This is a genomic window from Bacillus atrophaeus (assembly GCF_039519175.1).
Lineage (GTDB): Bacteria > Bacillota > Bacilli > Bacillales > Bacillaceae > Bacillus > Bacillus atrophaeus.
Genome location: NZ_CP154443.1, coordinates 3,836,193 through 3,849,244 on the forward strand (window position 1 = coordinate 3,836,193; position 13,052 = coordinate 3,849,244).

The 13,052-nt window shown below is 46.0% G+C and carries 17 protein-coding genes and 2 pseudogenes; 6 read left to right on the forward strand and 13 right to left on the reverse strand.

Annotated features, from left to right (window positions below; translation table 11 throughout):
* Nucleotides 1–63: 63 nt before the first annotated feature.
* Complete coding sequence (locus AAHT65_RS19210; RefSeq protein WP_343310681.1) at nucleotides 64–975, forward strand: alpha/beta hydrolase; 912 nt, start codon at nucleotides 64–66, stop codon at nucleotides 973–975.
* A 45-nt stretch (nucleotides 976–1,020) separates the two neighbouring features.
* On the opposite strand, the gene AAHT65_RS19215 is transcribed toward AAHT65_RS19210, so the two are convergent.
* The 7 genes from AAHT65_RS19215 to AAHT65_RS19245 form a co-directional block, all read right to left on the reverse strand.
* Complete coding sequence (locus AAHT65_RS19215; protein WP_003325550.1) at nucleotides 1,021–1,260, reverse strand: DUF2552 family protein; 240 nt, start codon at nucleotides 1,258–1,260, stop codon at nucleotides 1,021–1,023.
* 14 nt (nucleotides 1,261–1,274) lie between these two features.
* Nucleotides 1,275–1,598, reverse strand: a complete 324-nt coding sequence (locus AAHT65_RS19220) for an iron-sulfur cluster biosynthesis family protein (protein WP_010789128.1) — start codon at nucleotides 1,596–1,598, stop codon at nucleotides 1,275–1,277.
* A 77-nt stretch (nucleotides 1,599–1,675) separates the two neighbouring features.
* Entirely contained in the window at nucleotides 1,676–2,635 is a 960-nt protein-coding gene (locus AAHT65_RS19225) for a GNAT family N-acetyltransferase (protein WP_088117525.1), read from the reverse strand.
* The gene (locus AAHT65_RS19230) at nucleotides 2,632–2,976 is read right to left on the reverse strand and encodes an antibiotic biosynthesis monooxygenase family protein (RefSeq protein ID WP_088117526.1); all 345 of its coding nucleotides are present in this window, start codon (nucleotides 2,974–2,976) and stop codon (nucleotides 2,632–2,634) included. Before AAHT65_RS19230 ends, AAHT65_RS19225 begins: the two co-directional genes overlap by 4 nt.
* A gap of 12 nt (nucleotides 2,977–2,988) precedes the next feature.
* Entirely contained in the window at nucleotides 2,989–3,459 is a 471-nt protein-coding gene (locus tag AAHT65_RS19235; protein ID WP_010789131.1) for a GNAT family N-acetyltransferase, read from the reverse strand.
* A 268-nt stretch (nucleotides 3,460–3,727) separates the two neighbouring features.
* Complete coding sequence (locus AAHT65_RS19240; protein WP_061572903.1) at nucleotides 3,728–4,072, reverse strand: YolD-like family protein; 345 nt, start codon at nucleotides 4,070–4,072, stop codon at nucleotides 3,728–3,730.
* Nucleotides 4,069–5,307: a DNA polymerase IV gene (locus AAHT65_RS19245; protein WP_088117527.1), complete on the reverse strand. Its 1,239-nt coding sequence runs from the start codon at nucleotides 5,305–5,307 to the stop codon at nucleotides 4,069–4,071. The genes AAHT65_RS19240 and AAHT65_RS19245 overlap by 4 nt, the downstream gene beginning before the upstream one ends.
* A gap of 167 nt (nucleotides 5,308–5,474) precedes the next feature.
* On the opposite strand from AAHT65_RS19245, the gene AAHT65_RS19250 reads away from it, so the two are divergent.
* The 4 genes and pseudogenes from AAHT65_RS19250 to AAHT65_RS19265 all read left to right on the forward strand — a co-directional run bounded on the left by AAHT65_RS19250 (nucleotide 5,475) and on the right by AAHT65_RS19265 (nucleotide 8,054).
* Nucleotides 5,475–5,681: a YqzH family protein gene (locus AAHT65_RS19250; protein WP_343310682.1), complete on the forward strand. Its 207-nt coding sequence runs from the start codon at nucleotides 5,475–5,477 to the stop codon at nucleotides 5,679–5,681.
* Between the two features lie 79 nt (nucleotides 5,682–5,760).
* Nucleotides 5,761–6,855 carry an AI-2E family transporter gene (locus tag AAHT65_RS19255; RefSeq protein ID WP_063638501.1) on the forward strand — a complete coding sequence of 365 codons (1,095 nt, stop codon included), beginning with the start codon at nucleotides 5,761–5,763 and terminating at the stop codon, nucleotides 6,853–6,855.
* Between the two features lie 651 nt (nucleotides 6,856–7,506).
* Nucleotides 7,507–7,835, forward strand: a pseudogene (locus tag AAHT65_RS19260) (MDR family MFS transporter); the annotation flags it as partial.
* Between the two features lie 51 nt (nucleotides 7,836–7,886).
* Nucleotides 7,887–8,054 carry a hypothetical protein gene (locus AAHT65_RS19265; RefSeq protein WP_343310683.1) on the forward strand — a complete coding sequence of 56 codons (168 nt, stop codon included), beginning with the start codon at nucleotides 7,887–7,889 and terminating at the stop codon, nucleotides 8,052–8,054.
* Here AAHT65_RS19265 and AAHT65_RS19270 read toward each other — a convergent pair.
* From AAHT65_RS19270 to AAHT65_RS19295, 6 genes and pseudogenes are all read right to left on the reverse strand, one after another.
* The gene (locus AAHT65_RS19270; protein ID WP_219947819.1) at nucleotides 8,049–8,432 is read right to left on the reverse strand and encodes a VOC family protein; all 384 of its coding nucleotides are present in this window, start codon (nucleotides 8,430–8,432) and stop codon (nucleotides 8,049–8,051) included. The two genes, AAHT65_RS19265 and AAHT65_RS19270, sit on opposite strands and share 6 nt — an antisense overlap.
* Nucleotides 8,433–8,459: 27 nt before the next feature.
* Nucleotides 8,460–9,419, reverse strand: a complete 960-nt coding sequence (gene coaA / locus AAHT65_RS19275; protein WP_003325537.1) for a type I pantothenate kinase — start codon at nucleotides 9,417–9,419, stop codon at nucleotides 8,460–8,462.
* A gap of 84 nt (nucleotides 9,420–9,503) precedes the next feature.
* A pseudogene (locus tag AAHT65_RS19280) lies at nucleotides 9,504–9,830 on the reverse strand (D-serine ammonia-lyase); the annotation flags it as partial.
* The gene (locus AAHT65_RS19285) at nucleotides 9,814–9,942 is read right to left on the reverse strand and encodes a hypothetical protein (protein WP_343310684.1); all 129 of its coding nucleotides are present in this window, start codon (nucleotides 9,940–9,942) and stop codon (nucleotides 9,814–9,816) included. The gene AAHT65_RS19285 and the pseudogene AAHT65_RS19280, both read right to left, overlap by 17 nt.
* Before the next feature lie 61 nt (nucleotides 9,943–10,003).
* Nucleotides 10,004–10,783 carry an SDR family oxidoreductase gene (locus AAHT65_RS19290; protein WP_315915302.1) on the reverse strand — a complete coding sequence of 260 codons (780 nt, stop codon included), beginning with the start codon at nucleotides 10,781–10,783 and terminating at the stop codon, nucleotides 10,004–10,006.
* Nucleotides 10,784–10,797: 14 nt separating this feature from the next.
* Nucleotides 10,798–11,751: an MBL fold metallo-hydrolase gene (locus tag AAHT65_RS19295; RefSeq protein ID WP_010789140.1), complete on the reverse strand. Its 954-nt coding sequence runs from the start codon at nucleotides 11,749–11,751 to the stop codon at nucleotides 10,798–10,800.
* A gap of 418 nt (nucleotides 11,752–12,169) precedes the next feature.
* On the opposite strand from AAHT65_RS19295, the gene proC reads away from it, so the two are divergent.
* Nucleotides 12,170–13,003 carry a pyrroline-5-carboxylate reductase gene (gene proC, locus AAHT65_RS19300; protein ID WP_343310685.1) on the forward strand — a complete coding sequence of 278 codons (834 nt, stop codon included), beginning with the start codon at nucleotides 12,170–12,172 and terminating at the stop codon, nucleotides 13,001–13,003.
* The last annotated feature ends 49 nt before the right edge of the window (nucleotides 13,004–13,052 follow it).

Consider the following 13,052-nt stretch of genomic DNA (forward strand, 5'->3'; position numbering starts at 1 on the left):
TTTTTTGATCATTTGTCATACTATTTAAGATATAATGCTGTTGTCTTGGAAAGGAGCGGACACATGAAAAAGTGGCTGACTGCCATCGGAGCCGCAGTTGGAATTATCGCAGCTATCGGCATATGCTTTACAAATATCATCATGTTCATGAAGAAAAAAACAGATGAAGAGATTATTAAAAGAGAGATGGAGGACGGGCATGACGTTTTTGATGCGTTTGACCGTATGGAGAAAACGGCTTTTGTCATCCCGTCTTCCTATGGATACGATCTGAAAGGCTACTATATCGCGCCCCACGATACACAAAATACGATGATCATCTGTCACGGTGTAACAATGAATTTGTTTAATTCACTTAAATACATGCACTTGTTTCTTGATTTAGGATGGAATGTCTTGGTTTATGATCACCGCCGGCACGGCCAGAGCGGCGGCAAAACAACGAGCTATGGTTATTACGAAAAGGATGATTTGAAAGAGGTGGTTTCCTGGCTGAGAGAGAGGGTCGGACAGCGGGGATTGGTCGGAATTCACGGGGAATCCATGGGAGCAGTCACCGCGCTTTTGTATGCGGGCGCCCATCCTGACGATGGCGCTGATTTTTATATCGCCGATTGTCCGTTCGCAAGCTTTGATGAACAGCTGGCCTATAGGCTTAAAATGGAGTACCGGCTGCCGGCGCGGCCGATTCTTCCCCTCGCTAACCTTTTTTTGCGGTGGAGAGACGGCTACCGCACACGCGATGTGTCACCGCTCTCAGTCATTGGACGCATATCTCAGCCGGTGCTGTTTATTCACAGTAAAGACGATGATTATATCCCCGTTGAAGCGAGCGAGCTTCTTTATGAAAAGAAAAACGGACCGAAATCGTTATATATTGCGGAAGCCGGAGAGCATGCCATGTCCTATACGAAAAACCGTGACAGTTACCGCAATGCCGTGAAAACGTTTTTGGACCGTGTTGCTAAACCATAATATTAAAAAAAAGCGAAAGAACACTGCAGTTCTTTCGCTTTCTCATTATAAAACGTCTGTAATTCCGTCCATGTTCTCGCCAATCCAGTTGATGGCAAGATCAATCGTTGTGAACTCCTGTGTGTCAAAAGTCATCTCGTCCTGCAGAAGCCATACATCTTTTTGGATGGATTCTGCTCCTCCGATCGACCAATGCAGCAGGCTGTACGGGTGATTTTTATTCAGGAAGGATACCCACGTTTTATGCTGAGCTGTTTGTTTAATTGATTTCAGCTTTTGATCCACGTTTTGCTGTCTCCCTACTTTACTAATATGCTCATTCTTGGGCTTAGCATTTGCGCCGGGCTTTTCAGCGCCAGCGTATTGGCTTTTTCATTGTAATCTATCGTCATTTGATCGTCAAAAAACACTTTTTGTGATGATTGAATATACAATGGGACTCCATTTGTTTCGAGCTGTTCACATTCGCCTGTCAACTGTTCCGAAAGCCATATTGTAGGCACGCCGCTGACTGCGCAGCCGCAGCCTTCAGCATCAAAACGGAGCTGTGCTTTTTTGCCCGGGTTGGCAACCATCGCTTGCTGCAGCGTTTGTTTTGCCGTATCTGTCAAATGAATTTGCATCAGATTGATCCCCCGTTTTTGTTATTTTCGCTATTGTAGCACACAATACGGCTGTCTGCATTGTTTGCGCCTCCGGCTTAGTTTTTCCAGCGGTTCGCTTTTTCTTCTGTATCCTTGATCCACTCATTTTTCCCTTCTATATATTGTTTGATGTCATCCGGATATCTTGCAGCCAGCTGTTTTTTTAGCGTTGCGTATTCAGCCGCCTTTTCAGGATGGGCGATGAGGTAGTCCCTGAATAACGTATGCCTCACGATCTCCCTATTTCCATTTTCATAAATATGAACGTGGTGTGTGCGCTTGTTCCCGCCTTTTCGAAAAAAACACCTTCCTTTCAGGCCGTTTTCCCCTTTCGCTTCATAGCCAAGCGCCTCCATTTGCAAGTTATATTGATTTATCGCCTCAATATCTTTTACCTCTATCAGGATATCTATCACCGGCTTTGCGCTCATTCCGGGAATGGACGTGCTTCCGATGTGGCTGATTGCAATGATTTCAGGACCAAGGATACGCTCAAGCTGTATCTTTTCCTTTGCGAACATGCGCTTCCACTCTTCTCGGTATGGAACTACCTCCACTTTCCTTTTCGGATATAAATGAAAGACAGACAGAAAAATCCCCTCTGCCGCTTTGATCCTTGCCGCCTTTGTAAATCCCGCTTTTGTATACAGCGATATCGCCGGGGTATTGTTTTCAGCGGTTGTGACTTCTATTTTTTCGGCGTCTTCATTTTCTGCGATCACAAATTTCGTCAAGGCTTGTCCGATTCCTTTTCTGAAGCCGTCCGGATGTACCGCCAGCCTGCAAATGGTCAGCTCGCCGGCATTCTTTTCATAGGAAATCACGCCGAGGAGCCTCTCTCGTTCTTTATAGCCGGCAAACCGCTCTTGTGATTTGATGATATCGATTGCTTTCTCTTTCAATGCGGGAATGCCGAAAAAACCGATCAGCTCCGCTTCTTTTCGATAAGCCTCCTGCTGAAGCGCCGCGATCTCCTGTGCAATTGGTTCATGGCTGTGCCAAAGATATTCAATCAATCTTTTGTCTCCTTCGGTTGAAATAAGCGCTGCGTTTCCACTTTTGTCACACGAACCGCGTACGCTTCATACCAAACGCTTTTCCCTTTTTCTTTTGCCGATTGATGCTCGGTATGGATTTTCCAGTTTTGGATCGCCTCCAGACTATCCCAATAGGAAACCGTAATCCCGTTTCCGTTATTCTCCCGAACGCTCTCCACGCCTAAAAAACCAGGCTGGTTTTCCGCAAGTAACATCATATGTTCTGCTGTTTTCTCATAGTCGATATCGTATTCTCGTTTTATCGAAGTAAAAATCACGGCATAGTAAGGCGGTGTAGGTGTTTGAGATAGAAAATTCATAGATTCCCCCTCCTAAATCTGTTTTACAAACAGCACCCGGTCTTGGCCGGGCCCGTTGTAGTCCGCAAAAACTGAGATGCCGTTCACTGTTTTATCGCCTTTCTCAATTGTAAAGCCCAATCTGGCGTGGTAAGCGACGGATACTTTGTTTACAGGCGATGTCACGCACTTTACTTGGGTGCAGCCTCTCTTTTTGACCGTTTCAATAAAAACCTCGTATAATTGTTTTCCAATTTGCATTTTTCTGAAATCTGGATGGACACCTGAGAAATGGATGTATGCGGTTTTCGGATCTGACTGTGATTGAAAACCAATTAAAAACCCGGTCATCGCTCCGTTTTCATACGTGATAAAACTTGTGTCCTGAAAATGTTCAAAAAATAATCTGGGCAGCTTCTCTTTCAGCTGTCTTCCGCCCCACCATTCATTTATTACAGACGTAACCATTTCATAATCTGAAGACGTGATTGTCCGTATATCCATTTCGATTTTGATCTCCCTCCGTCTGGCAAAAACGAATGTCATTCTCTTATGCAATATAAAAATTATATTTTGCCTGAGTGCAATTGTAAATGGATTCTTTCTGTTACTATACGTTTTCAGACAGCCAAAGGAACTATGTACACGTGTGCGGATAGAAAAAATCCAAAAAAAATCAGCCCAAACGGCTGTCTGCGGCTGATTTTCCTTTTATTTTCATGCTGTTCTCATGGATCGCAGAATGATCCGTTGCCTGCGCTCTTTTTTCAGCTCAAACAGATAGAGAAATATCGAGCACATGCTCAAGCTTTAATCTATGCGGCTGATCAGCGGCTCCCTTTATCCATAGCATATTTTGCAGTTCCTCATAACGGCAGATTTTCCCGCTGTAATAGATAAGCGCTCCGTCTTCGAAGTAGCTGACCATTACCTCTTGCGCATATTCCATCGCCTCACAGACCGTCTGATTCATCTCTTCCAGCTTATCAGGGTCAAGGATCGGCTTCTTCAGCTTCTGTTTATGGCGTTTTCTCGCCAGCAGACTTTCTTTATGTTCCGGCAAAAACATTCGGCTTCCTTCCCATAATAAGTTGCCTCTTTTTAAATGATCGCTCATTTGTAATGCCCTCCTATTTTAGCCGCGCGTTCAAACGCCTGGCCAGCGGCTGTTAACGATGAGGCTCTGACAATCGCTGTGTCGCCGAACCTGCTTTTAATGCCGTCCATTACGTACCCGAGGCTCATGTTCTTCGCATAGTCATGAAACAAATTGAGCTGCCATACGTCATCAGAAGAGAGCTGAGAAAGACTGACGCCGAGGCGGCGCACAGGTTTCCCATCCCAAAACGCAAGAAACAATCTGCATACCGCCCGGTACACATCCTGTGTGCGGTTGGTCGGCTCAGACAGCTTCACTTGCCGGTGAAAGCCCGTCGGAATATCAAAATCAGCGCCCCGGCAGCTCACCGACACCGTCTGCCCCATCGCCCCTGATCTTCTGCTTCGCCTGCACACCTCTTCACATAGCTCCAGCAGCACGACCTTAATCTCCCTGTCAAAATGTTCGTAGTCTTTCGGGAGCGTCATTCCGTGTCCGATCGCTTTTTGGCCATCCAAAGACGCAGTCGTCACGGGCGAATAGTCAATGCCGTTTGCGGTCATCCACAGCACGTGTCCGTTAATGCCCCACTTCTTTTTTAAAAGCTCCACCGGAAAGGCCGCAAGCCCGCCGATGGTGCTGATCCCCATCCGGCGTAAATGATGCTTCATCCGGCTTCCGACGCCAAACAAGCAGCCGACAGGGAGAGGCCACATATGTGTTTTCATATTGTTTTCAGTTAAATAAAATATCCCGCTCGCATTCTTTTTTGCAAAGTTGTCACAGGCGATTTTCGCGAGAGCTTTATTCGGTCCGATGCCCACCCGCGCATAAACACCCATCTCCCGCATCACTCTGTCTTGAATGCTTCTGGCTATATCCTCCGGCCGTCCAAACAGCTTCTGGCTGCCGGTGACGTCCATAAACTGCTCATCAATGGAATAAGGCTCGACCATATCTGTGTATTCCTCGAGAATCGCGGTAATTTGCAAAGACACATCAATATAACGCTGCATGCGGGGACGAAGCACCACAGCCTCGGGACACTTTTCCTGGGCTTCCCAAAGCCGCGAAGCATTAGCAACCCCCTTTTTCTTTGCAAGAGGGCAAGCAGCCAGCACCACCCCGCTCCTTCTCTTCGGATCACCGGAAACAATAACCGGCCGATTCTTCAAATGGGGGTTCTCCGCTTTTTCCACGGATGCATAAAACGATTGCATATCAACGAGAAAAATCACTTTTTCTTTCATCATATACACCTCTAAAAAGAACTTATGTTCGCTCTTGCTATTATATGCGAAAATACGTTCGGTTTATACTGGTAAATGATTCTTGCCTGCCAGAAAATATGATCTGACGGTTTGAGAGCGGCAAAACATTTAGTAGAATAAAAGCGACAATAAAGATAGGAGAATAAACGATGGATCAATTCCTGGAAAAAATGTTAGGACAGGCGCTTCGCCAATATGGCCGGAATATCGCCACGGACCCGTTAAGCCCGTATGAAAAACAGAGCTTGAAAGCCGCCTTGAAAGAAAGACAAAACGAAGAGCCTGATGAGGATCTGCATGCGCATATAGAGGATGTTATTTATGACTATGTCACAAATCAAGGGCTATTTTCCTGATAAAACGTTTATACGGCACACAGAATGGGAATGGAACGCAGGAGGAATGTTTCAAATCTTTTGATTGCGTGGTGTGCCTATGCCTGTCGGTAAATATTTTAAAATCGGATATGGGATTCTTTTGTTGTTTCTCATCATCTATCTCGGAACGTTGATTGACTTTTTGTTCCGTCCCTTCATTATTTTCTGCCAAACCTTATTCGGGCCGATCATACTGTCGGGTGTGCTTTACTATTTGTTTCGTCCGCTCGTTAAACTGCTGCATACAAAAGCCAAACTGCCAAAGGGTATTGCGATCTTGCTGATCTATCTAACCGCCGGCGGACTCTTCACCCTCTTCATTTATACAGCAGGACCTGAGATTCAGAAACAGTTCAACAGCTTTGTCAGCAACTTCCCGAAACTGCTTGATCAGGCAAGAGATTGGATTGAAACCATACAGCACAACAAGTGGTTTTCCCGCCTGCAAGAGCAAAGTTCGCTTAATCAAATCACAGATAAAGTCACAAACTACTCTAACAGCTTCATCTCTTCGCTGGGAGACAACATAAAAAGTATGGCAGGAGCTGTGACCAATGCGGTCATTACCATTGTCATTATTCCTTTTGTGCTGTATTACATGTTAAAAGAGGGCGAAAAAGCGCCCCGGTACTTGTTGCATTTTCTCCCTAAAAAACAGCAAAAAGAAGGAAAACGGATTCTCGAAGACATGGATCAGACGCTCAGCGCTTACATACAGGGTCAGATTATCGTCAGTTGCTGTGTCGGCGTGCTTGTGACAATCGGTTATTTTATCATCGGATTGGATTACCCGCTAATGCTGGGTGTTGTCGCCATGGTGACCAATGTCATCCCCTTTATCGGCCCGTGGATCGGCACGTTTCCCGGCGTTGTCGTCGGTCTGTTTGATTCGCCGACAACCGCCATACTGGTCATCGTGGTCGTTGTCATCGCCCAGCAAATCGAAAGCCAAATCATTTCCCCGCAGGTGATGGGGCGAAAACTTTCGATCCATCCGCTGACCATTATTTTTCTCTTGCTCGCCGTCGGAAATTTTGCAGGCATTGTCGGCATGCTGCTGGCGATACCGGGGTATGCTGTCGCGAAGGTGATCGTGAGTCATATATGGAGACTTGTGCTGCTGAGAAAAAAACATACAGATCACTCTTCATAAAACAACAGAGATGTTTTCACATCTCTGTTTTTCCTTGCAGCTTTTTTATCCGCTGATGCGGGCTTCCTTGAAAAACACCGCCATGATAACAAACCACCGGACTTATGTCATAGTCTAAAAATTCCTTATCCTATAATCCAATGTCTCCTCTCCAACAGGCCGGTGTAAAGCGCCACCAGTCTTAACCAATGCATCTGCGGCAATGAGAAGTTTCTTTTCCTCCATATAAAGGCTGACCACTGTATAAAAATCACGCGGATTCCGCCGCAAAACGGAAGCAATTGCCCATCCTCTATGGTTTCCTGCACTTTTCTCTTCGGAGGGTTTTAGACAGCTGCCTTATTTCCTCCGGAAGAGATGCTGCTTTCTCCTTGGTCATACGGCTGATATCGGTTTTAATAAGCGGAAGCCCCCCTTCTATATAAGGGCGTTCCAATTCATGGGCATAGATTGTAATCTCGTGTCCGGTCTCCTGGGTAAGAGCGGGCGCTCCTCCGATGTGTTCTACCCTGATGGGTCAAAATCACCGCCTTTAAATTTTCAAACGGCGATTTCTTTCAGCGAAGGTCAATACCTCTATAGAGAATTGTTTTTAGAATTGCTGTTGGATAAGGAAAATTTTTCATGTATGATAAAAAAAGAACGCGTACAGGAGAGAACAGCAGCTGGACCATCATTATTACCTTTACAATTGGGGAAGTGCTTTGTTTTCTGTGATGGATTTGTTCGCAGACCAGATCGCAAAGCCTGAATTGAAAGGCACTTATTTTGAAGCAATAGGCTTTTCACAGCTGGGAAATGTAATAGGCCCTTAGGCCGGAGGCACGTGTATTGATGTATTTGGACCGGGCAGACCCGGCTTCATTTTTTCTATTCTTGCCGGCATCACGCTGATCGGACTGCCGTTTTTAGCATTTGCATACCGGCAGATGACGGCCGGAACAGCTCTAGCTCGGCCTGGAGTGGATAAATCGCTGTAAAAATACTCGGGAGAGATGAAAACCCCCTCTCCCTAAAAAGGAGGCAAGCAAATGAATATCGGAGACATGATCTTTCAATTGGCGCCATTATTATTAGTAGCAGTGATCATTTTTACAGCTGTTGCGGGTCTAAGAACTCTGAAAAAACGCAAAGCACAGTTAGAACGAATTGAAAAAAAGCTGGATACGCTCAGTAAAGAGGAGAAAAAGAATTTATAGACCCGGAGCAACCAGCTCGACCTTTATCCGGTCCGGGTCCTCTGCGTATACGGCATAATGCGCGCCGCCCGCATACGGATGCCTGTCTCTGTATAACACATGATAACCTCTTTCCAACAGCTTTTCTGTCATCATATCAACTTGCTCTCTTGATTCAGCATGAAAAGCCAGATGATTCAGTCCGATCCGGCGTCTGTGAAATCCTTGCTCCAGGAACCGTTCTTCTGCTTGCACAAACACCAGATAAAAATCGTCCTTTTTCCAGCTGATGCCGGAGTCCCACTTTTGGAATGGTTCATAGCCAAGCTCACCTAAAAACCATCCCCAAAATCGCTTTGAGGCTTCCAAATCTGAGACATACAATTCAATATGGTGTATCATTTGTCTCACCCCCAAGCTCTTTCTTCACACTCTTCTGACTAAAACTTCTTCCACCTTATGCCGGTCACCTTTTCGCAGAATCAGATCCGAGCGGAACTTTGTCGGCAAAATGTTTTCATATAAATTAGGGCGGTTGACGCTTTCCCAGATTGAAGTCGCCATCTCGTCCGCTTCCTTGTCAGAGAGGTCTTTAAATTTATGAAAATAGGACGCCGGATTTTGAAACGCCGTTTCCCTGAGAAGCCGGAAGCGCTCCAGATACCATGTAAGGATGCGGTGTTCCTCAGCATCGACATAAATGGAAAAATCAAAGAAATCAGAAACAAAAATACGGGGATCCTCTCTGTCATCTTCCAATGTCGGAGACTGAAGAACGTTAATGCCTTCAATAATGACAATATCAGCCTGCTCCACAACTTCAAAGACGCCCTCCTCCCTGTCATAGGTAAGGTGGGAATACACGGGCGCCTCCACCCTGTCTTTTCCTGACTTGAGATCATTTAAAAATTCAAGCAGCGCTTTTACGTCATAGCTGTCGGGAAATCCTTTTCTGGACAGCAGGTTTCTTTTTTTCAGCTCCGCTGTAGGGAACAAAAAGCCGTCGGTTGTCACAAGACTCACCTTGGGGCGGTCAGGCAAACGCGAAAGCAGCTTCTGTAAAATTCTCGCAGTCGTGCTTTTCCCGACTGCGACGCTGCCGGCAATCCCGATAATGAACGGGATCTTGGCCGAATGCGGGTGCTTCAAAAAAACATTCACATGCTTATTTCGCTGAGCGGCAGATGCAACATGTAAATGAAGCAGGCGGACAAGCGGAATATAAATCGTTTCAACCTCTTCTACCGATAAATGATCATTCAGCCCCTCCACCGCCTTGGCTTCCGCTTCAGAAACCGCTATTGACAGGTGGCCGCCAAATCCCGACCAAGACTTGCGGTCATGCTGTGTGTATAAGGTATGTAAATTAAGTTCTTTCTTTTTCAATATTCACACCAATCTCTCTATATAGCTTCCGTTACTAAACTCATGCCTACAAAGATTGTAACGGAAAACGCTCTCACTGTCTGCTCATTTTTTGGAATTTATCAATGCAGACCCGATACGATGATACGTTTCCATTTCTCCCCGGGGAACCATACTGCCTACGGTTCCCCAAATGATATGCACGGCGTTTTTCATTTTCGATTGCAGTTGATTGTCTTGAAGATAACGCTTCCCCTCTTCCGTTGTAAATAGCTGAACAGGTCCGAACATCCCGGCTAGCGCCGAGGGTTCTAAATACTTGTTTTCAGAATCGGCCAGCATATACAGTAACTCGTACAGCATGTTATCTTCTGCGGTATAGCATCCGCTCAGCAGCGGCTCCATCATTTTCCCTTCAAATCCAGCGGTCCGGAGCAAAGACATCGGTTTTTTTAGGATTTAAAAAGACCGGACGCGTTTTTACGAGCTTTTGGATCAGCGGGTCTTTACGGAGTGAGTCCAATGCTTTCTGACTTTTAGACATGTAAAACATCTCTCCCTTTTTTCGAGTGTAAAACCAGCCTAAGATTTAGCTGGGACTTTATCTACTTCTTCATCATAGCCCGCCCGGCCAGCTTTTCCACTAGCGAAGGGAATAGCTGATACAGTTTTGTGCCGGCGTTCATCCAGCGCGGGAGGTTGATTTCGCGCTTTCCGGTCAGGATGGCTGCCGTGATTTGGGCTGCGACATCATCAGGATCAAGCATCCATTTCCTCACATTTTTCACATAGTCCCCGCCCTTATCGGCAATCGAGAAGAAGTCTGTTTCAATGGGCCCCGGATTCACGGTTGTCACATATATGCCGGTTTCCGTCAGCTCCATTCTCAATGCGTTTGAATAACCTAAGACAGCGTGTTTGGTTGCTGAGTAAAGGCTTGATTTCGGTGTTGCCAGCTTTCCGGCTTGAGATGCGATATTGATGATATGGCCGCTTTTTTGCTCGAGCATCCCCGGAAGAACCGCTTTTGTGCAGGCAATCAGGCCAAAGACGTTCACTTCAAACATCTGCTTCATGTCATCCAGTGATGAGTCCGAAACCGTGTCAAATACACCAAACCCCGCATTGTTAATCAAGACATCAACAGAACCGATCCTGCGATGCACGCTGGCGATCTCTTCAAGGCTTCCGACATCCAGCGGAAAGATATCACACAGCCCGCTCCATTCCTCTGCTATTTTTCTTTTGATCTCTTGCAAACGGTCCTCCCGCCTAGCCGATAGCAAGACGCGGGCTCCCTCGGCGGCGCATAAATAAGCAATTCGTTCGCCGAGACCGCCAGAAGCACCGGTAATCCAAATGCGCTTTCCTGCTAACTTCTTCATATTAAATTCACCTCTTATACGGCTTTAAAATATTGAGTTGCTCCGTCCCGCTCTGTTGTAATTCTTTTATTGTGCGCTAAGACATCCAGTTGTCCGACGGTTTCTGACATCGTTAAAAACAATTCTTTTTGATAGAACTCCGGAAATAGCCGCTGACAGATTTGAAAAGCGGTATGCGGCCTTTCAGACAGCATGCGCCACACGTCCTCCGTCCGCTTCCGCTGTTTATCCAGTCGTTTCGTAATAAGTGTTTGTACATTTTTGACGGCATCTCCATGGCCGGGATACATGATGGCAGGATTTAAGTCATACAGCCGTTTTAATGACTGCTGATAGTCTAATAAAGGCGCCGTTCTCTCGCTTCCTGTTTTTGGCGCTTCGATAATCGGATTAGATGAGCTGTTTTGCAACAGCAGGTCCCCTCCAATCATTCTCCCTTCCTGTTCGTGGAACAGAACGATATGTGATTCCGCATGGCCGGGCATCTCTAAGACAGTCCAGCCCTTTAATCCGTCAATTTCCATTCCTTCTCCGACTGTTTTTGTCAAAGAACGTGTACAGGAAAATTTGTACGCAGACCGGAGGAGCCTTTCTGCCTGTTTATGTTCTAGCGGTGCGCCTAATTCAGAGAACAGCTGTTGAAAATAGGTTCCTTGCCACTCAAAAAATGCTTTATCTCGACTGATATAAGGTTCATTATAAGCATGTCCGATCAATTCTGTCAGGTCAGAGAATAGATCAAGCAGCCCTGCGTGATCCGCGTGGTGATGGGTAAGCACCACCTGCTCAATATCTGATATCGCTACACCTTGAGCTGCAAGCTGATGCTCAAGAGCAGAAGCCGCCTCTTTTGTTTTCGGTCCGGCATCTATGAGCGTCAGCGCATCGCCTTTCACTAAATAAACGATCACATCACCGACTGCAAATGGCGTCGGCACGCAGATCGGAATAATCTCTGTAGTTGTCATCTTTAAACTCCTTGTCCAAGTCTGTTTCTTTTGTTATTCATATTTTAGCTTTTTCTCTCTCCGGTGTCATTCATGCTTTCTCTTTAAGCCTCCCTTTTTTAAAAAGCTATTGACATAAACTTGTCCTCCATTGCATAATGAACAACAAACTAAAATACGAACATGGAACGCTATGACGAGGAATAGTATACAAACAATGGCCAAAGAGAGCGATGATCCTCAGGCTGAAAGATATCGCGGCCCTCTTGTTTGCAGAACCTGCCCTTAGAGCGGTTAGGAAAACCTAAACGTTTCCCGCGTTACGGGATATGAGCTGAGCACAGCTTTGTGCTAATTTAGGGTGGTACCGCGAACCTTTTCGTCCTTTACTTGACGAAAAGGTTTTTTGTGTTTCCGGATAGAATGAAGGAGGATTTAAATGAAAACAATTGGATTTATAGGGGCCGGCTCTATGGCTGAAGCAATGATCAACGGCTTATTGAAGAGCGGAATGATGAAACCCGATCACATACTCGTCACCAACAGGTCAAATGATGCGCGGCTGAAGGAGTTAAAAGACACATACGGCGTGCTGCCATGCAGAGATAAAACTGCTTTTTTTGAGAAAACGGATATCATCGTCCTTGCGATAAAGCCGAAAGATGCAGCAAAAAGCATCGCCGGCATTCGTTCTCACATCAAAAATCAGCTTGTTATATCGGTGCTTGCCGGCATTACAATAGAGACGATCCAGTGTTATTTTGAAAGAAATCTGACCGTCATACGGGCGATGCCAAATACATCCGCGGCAATCGGAAAATCGGCAACTGCGTTTTCCGCAAGTCCTGAAGCAGGCGCGGACGCGATCAAAACTGCAAAAACGTTGTTAGAAACGATCGGTGAGGCGTCTCTCGTGGAAGAAAAGCACATGGATGCAGTAACGGCGATTGCGGGAAGCGGCCCTGCGTACCTTTATCATTATGCAGAGGCAATGGAGACGGCGGCACATAAAGTCGGCCTTGAAGAAGGCTTTGCAAAACGATTGATTCTGCAAACGATGGCCGGCGCCATAGAAATGCTTCAACAAAGCGGAAAACAGCCAGCACAGCTGAGAACGGAGATTACAAGCGCAGGCGGCACAACAGAAGCCGGACTGCGCGTCTTAAAGGAACGGTGTTTTGAAGACGCCATTGTACACTGCATTGAAGAAACGGCCAAACGGTCCGGGGAAATAAAAGAAGAGTTTGCCGGCACTGTTTTAAAACATATGTAATTAAAAAAGCATGAGCGAATAACCGTTCATGCTTTTTTGATAAGCAGTA

Excerpts from the sequence above, each read along its gene's own strand:
- AAHT65_RS19210 (WP_343310681.1), top strand. The coding sequence starts at position 64 with ATGAAAAAGTGGCTGACTGCCATCGGAGCCGCAGTTGGAATTATCGCA.
- AAHT65_RS19220 (WP_010789128.1), bottom strand. The coding sequence starts at position 1,598 with ATGCAAATTCATTTGACAGATACGGCAAAACAAACGCTGCAGCAAGCG.
- AAHT65_RS19230 (WP_088117526.1), bottom strand. The coding sequence starts at position 2,976 with ATGAATTTTCTATCTCAAACACCTACACCGCCTTACTATGCCGTGATT.
- AAHT65_RS19235 (WP_010789131.1), bottom strand. The coding sequence starts at position 3,459 with ATGGATATACGGACAATCACGTCTTCAGATTATGAAATGGTTACGTCT.
- AAHT65_RS19240 (WP_061572903.1), bottom strand. The coding sequence starts at position 4,072 with ATGAGCGATCATTTAAAAAGAGGCAACTTATTATGGGAAGGAAGCCGA.
- AAHT65_RS19245 (WP_088117527.1), bottom strand. The coding sequence starts at position 5,307 with ATGATGAAAGAAAAAGTGATTTTTCTCGTTGATATGCAATCGTTTTAT.
- AAHT65_RS19250 (WP_343310682.1), top strand. The coding sequence starts at position 5,475 with ATGGATCAATTCCTGGAAAAAATGTTAGGACAGGCGCTTCGCCAATAT.
- AAHT65_RS19255 (WP_063638501.1), top strand. The coding sequence starts at position 5,761 with ATGCCTGTCGGTAAATATTTTAAAATCGGATATGGGATTCTTTTGTTG.
- AAHT65_RS19265 (WP_343310683.1), top strand. The coding sequence starts at position 7,887 with ATGAATATCGGAGACATGATCTTTCAATTGGCGCCATTATTATTAGTA.
- AAHT65_RS19285 (WP_343310684.1), bottom strand. The coding sequence starts at position 9,942 with ATGTCTAAAAGTCAGAAAGCATTGGACTCACTCCGTAAAGACCCGCTG.
- AAHT65_RS19290 (WP_315915302.1), bottom strand. The coding sequence starts at position 10,783 with ATGAAGAAGTTAGCAGGAAAGCGCATTTGGATTACCGGTGCTTCTGGC.
- AAHT65_RS19295 (WP_010789140.1), bottom strand. The coding sequence starts at position 11,751 with ATGACAACTACAGAGATTATTCCGATCTGCGTGCCGACGCCATTTGCA.
- proC (WP_343310685.1), top strand. The coding sequence starts at position 12,170 with ATGAAAACAATTGGATTTATAGGGGCCGGCTCTATGGCTGAAGCAATG.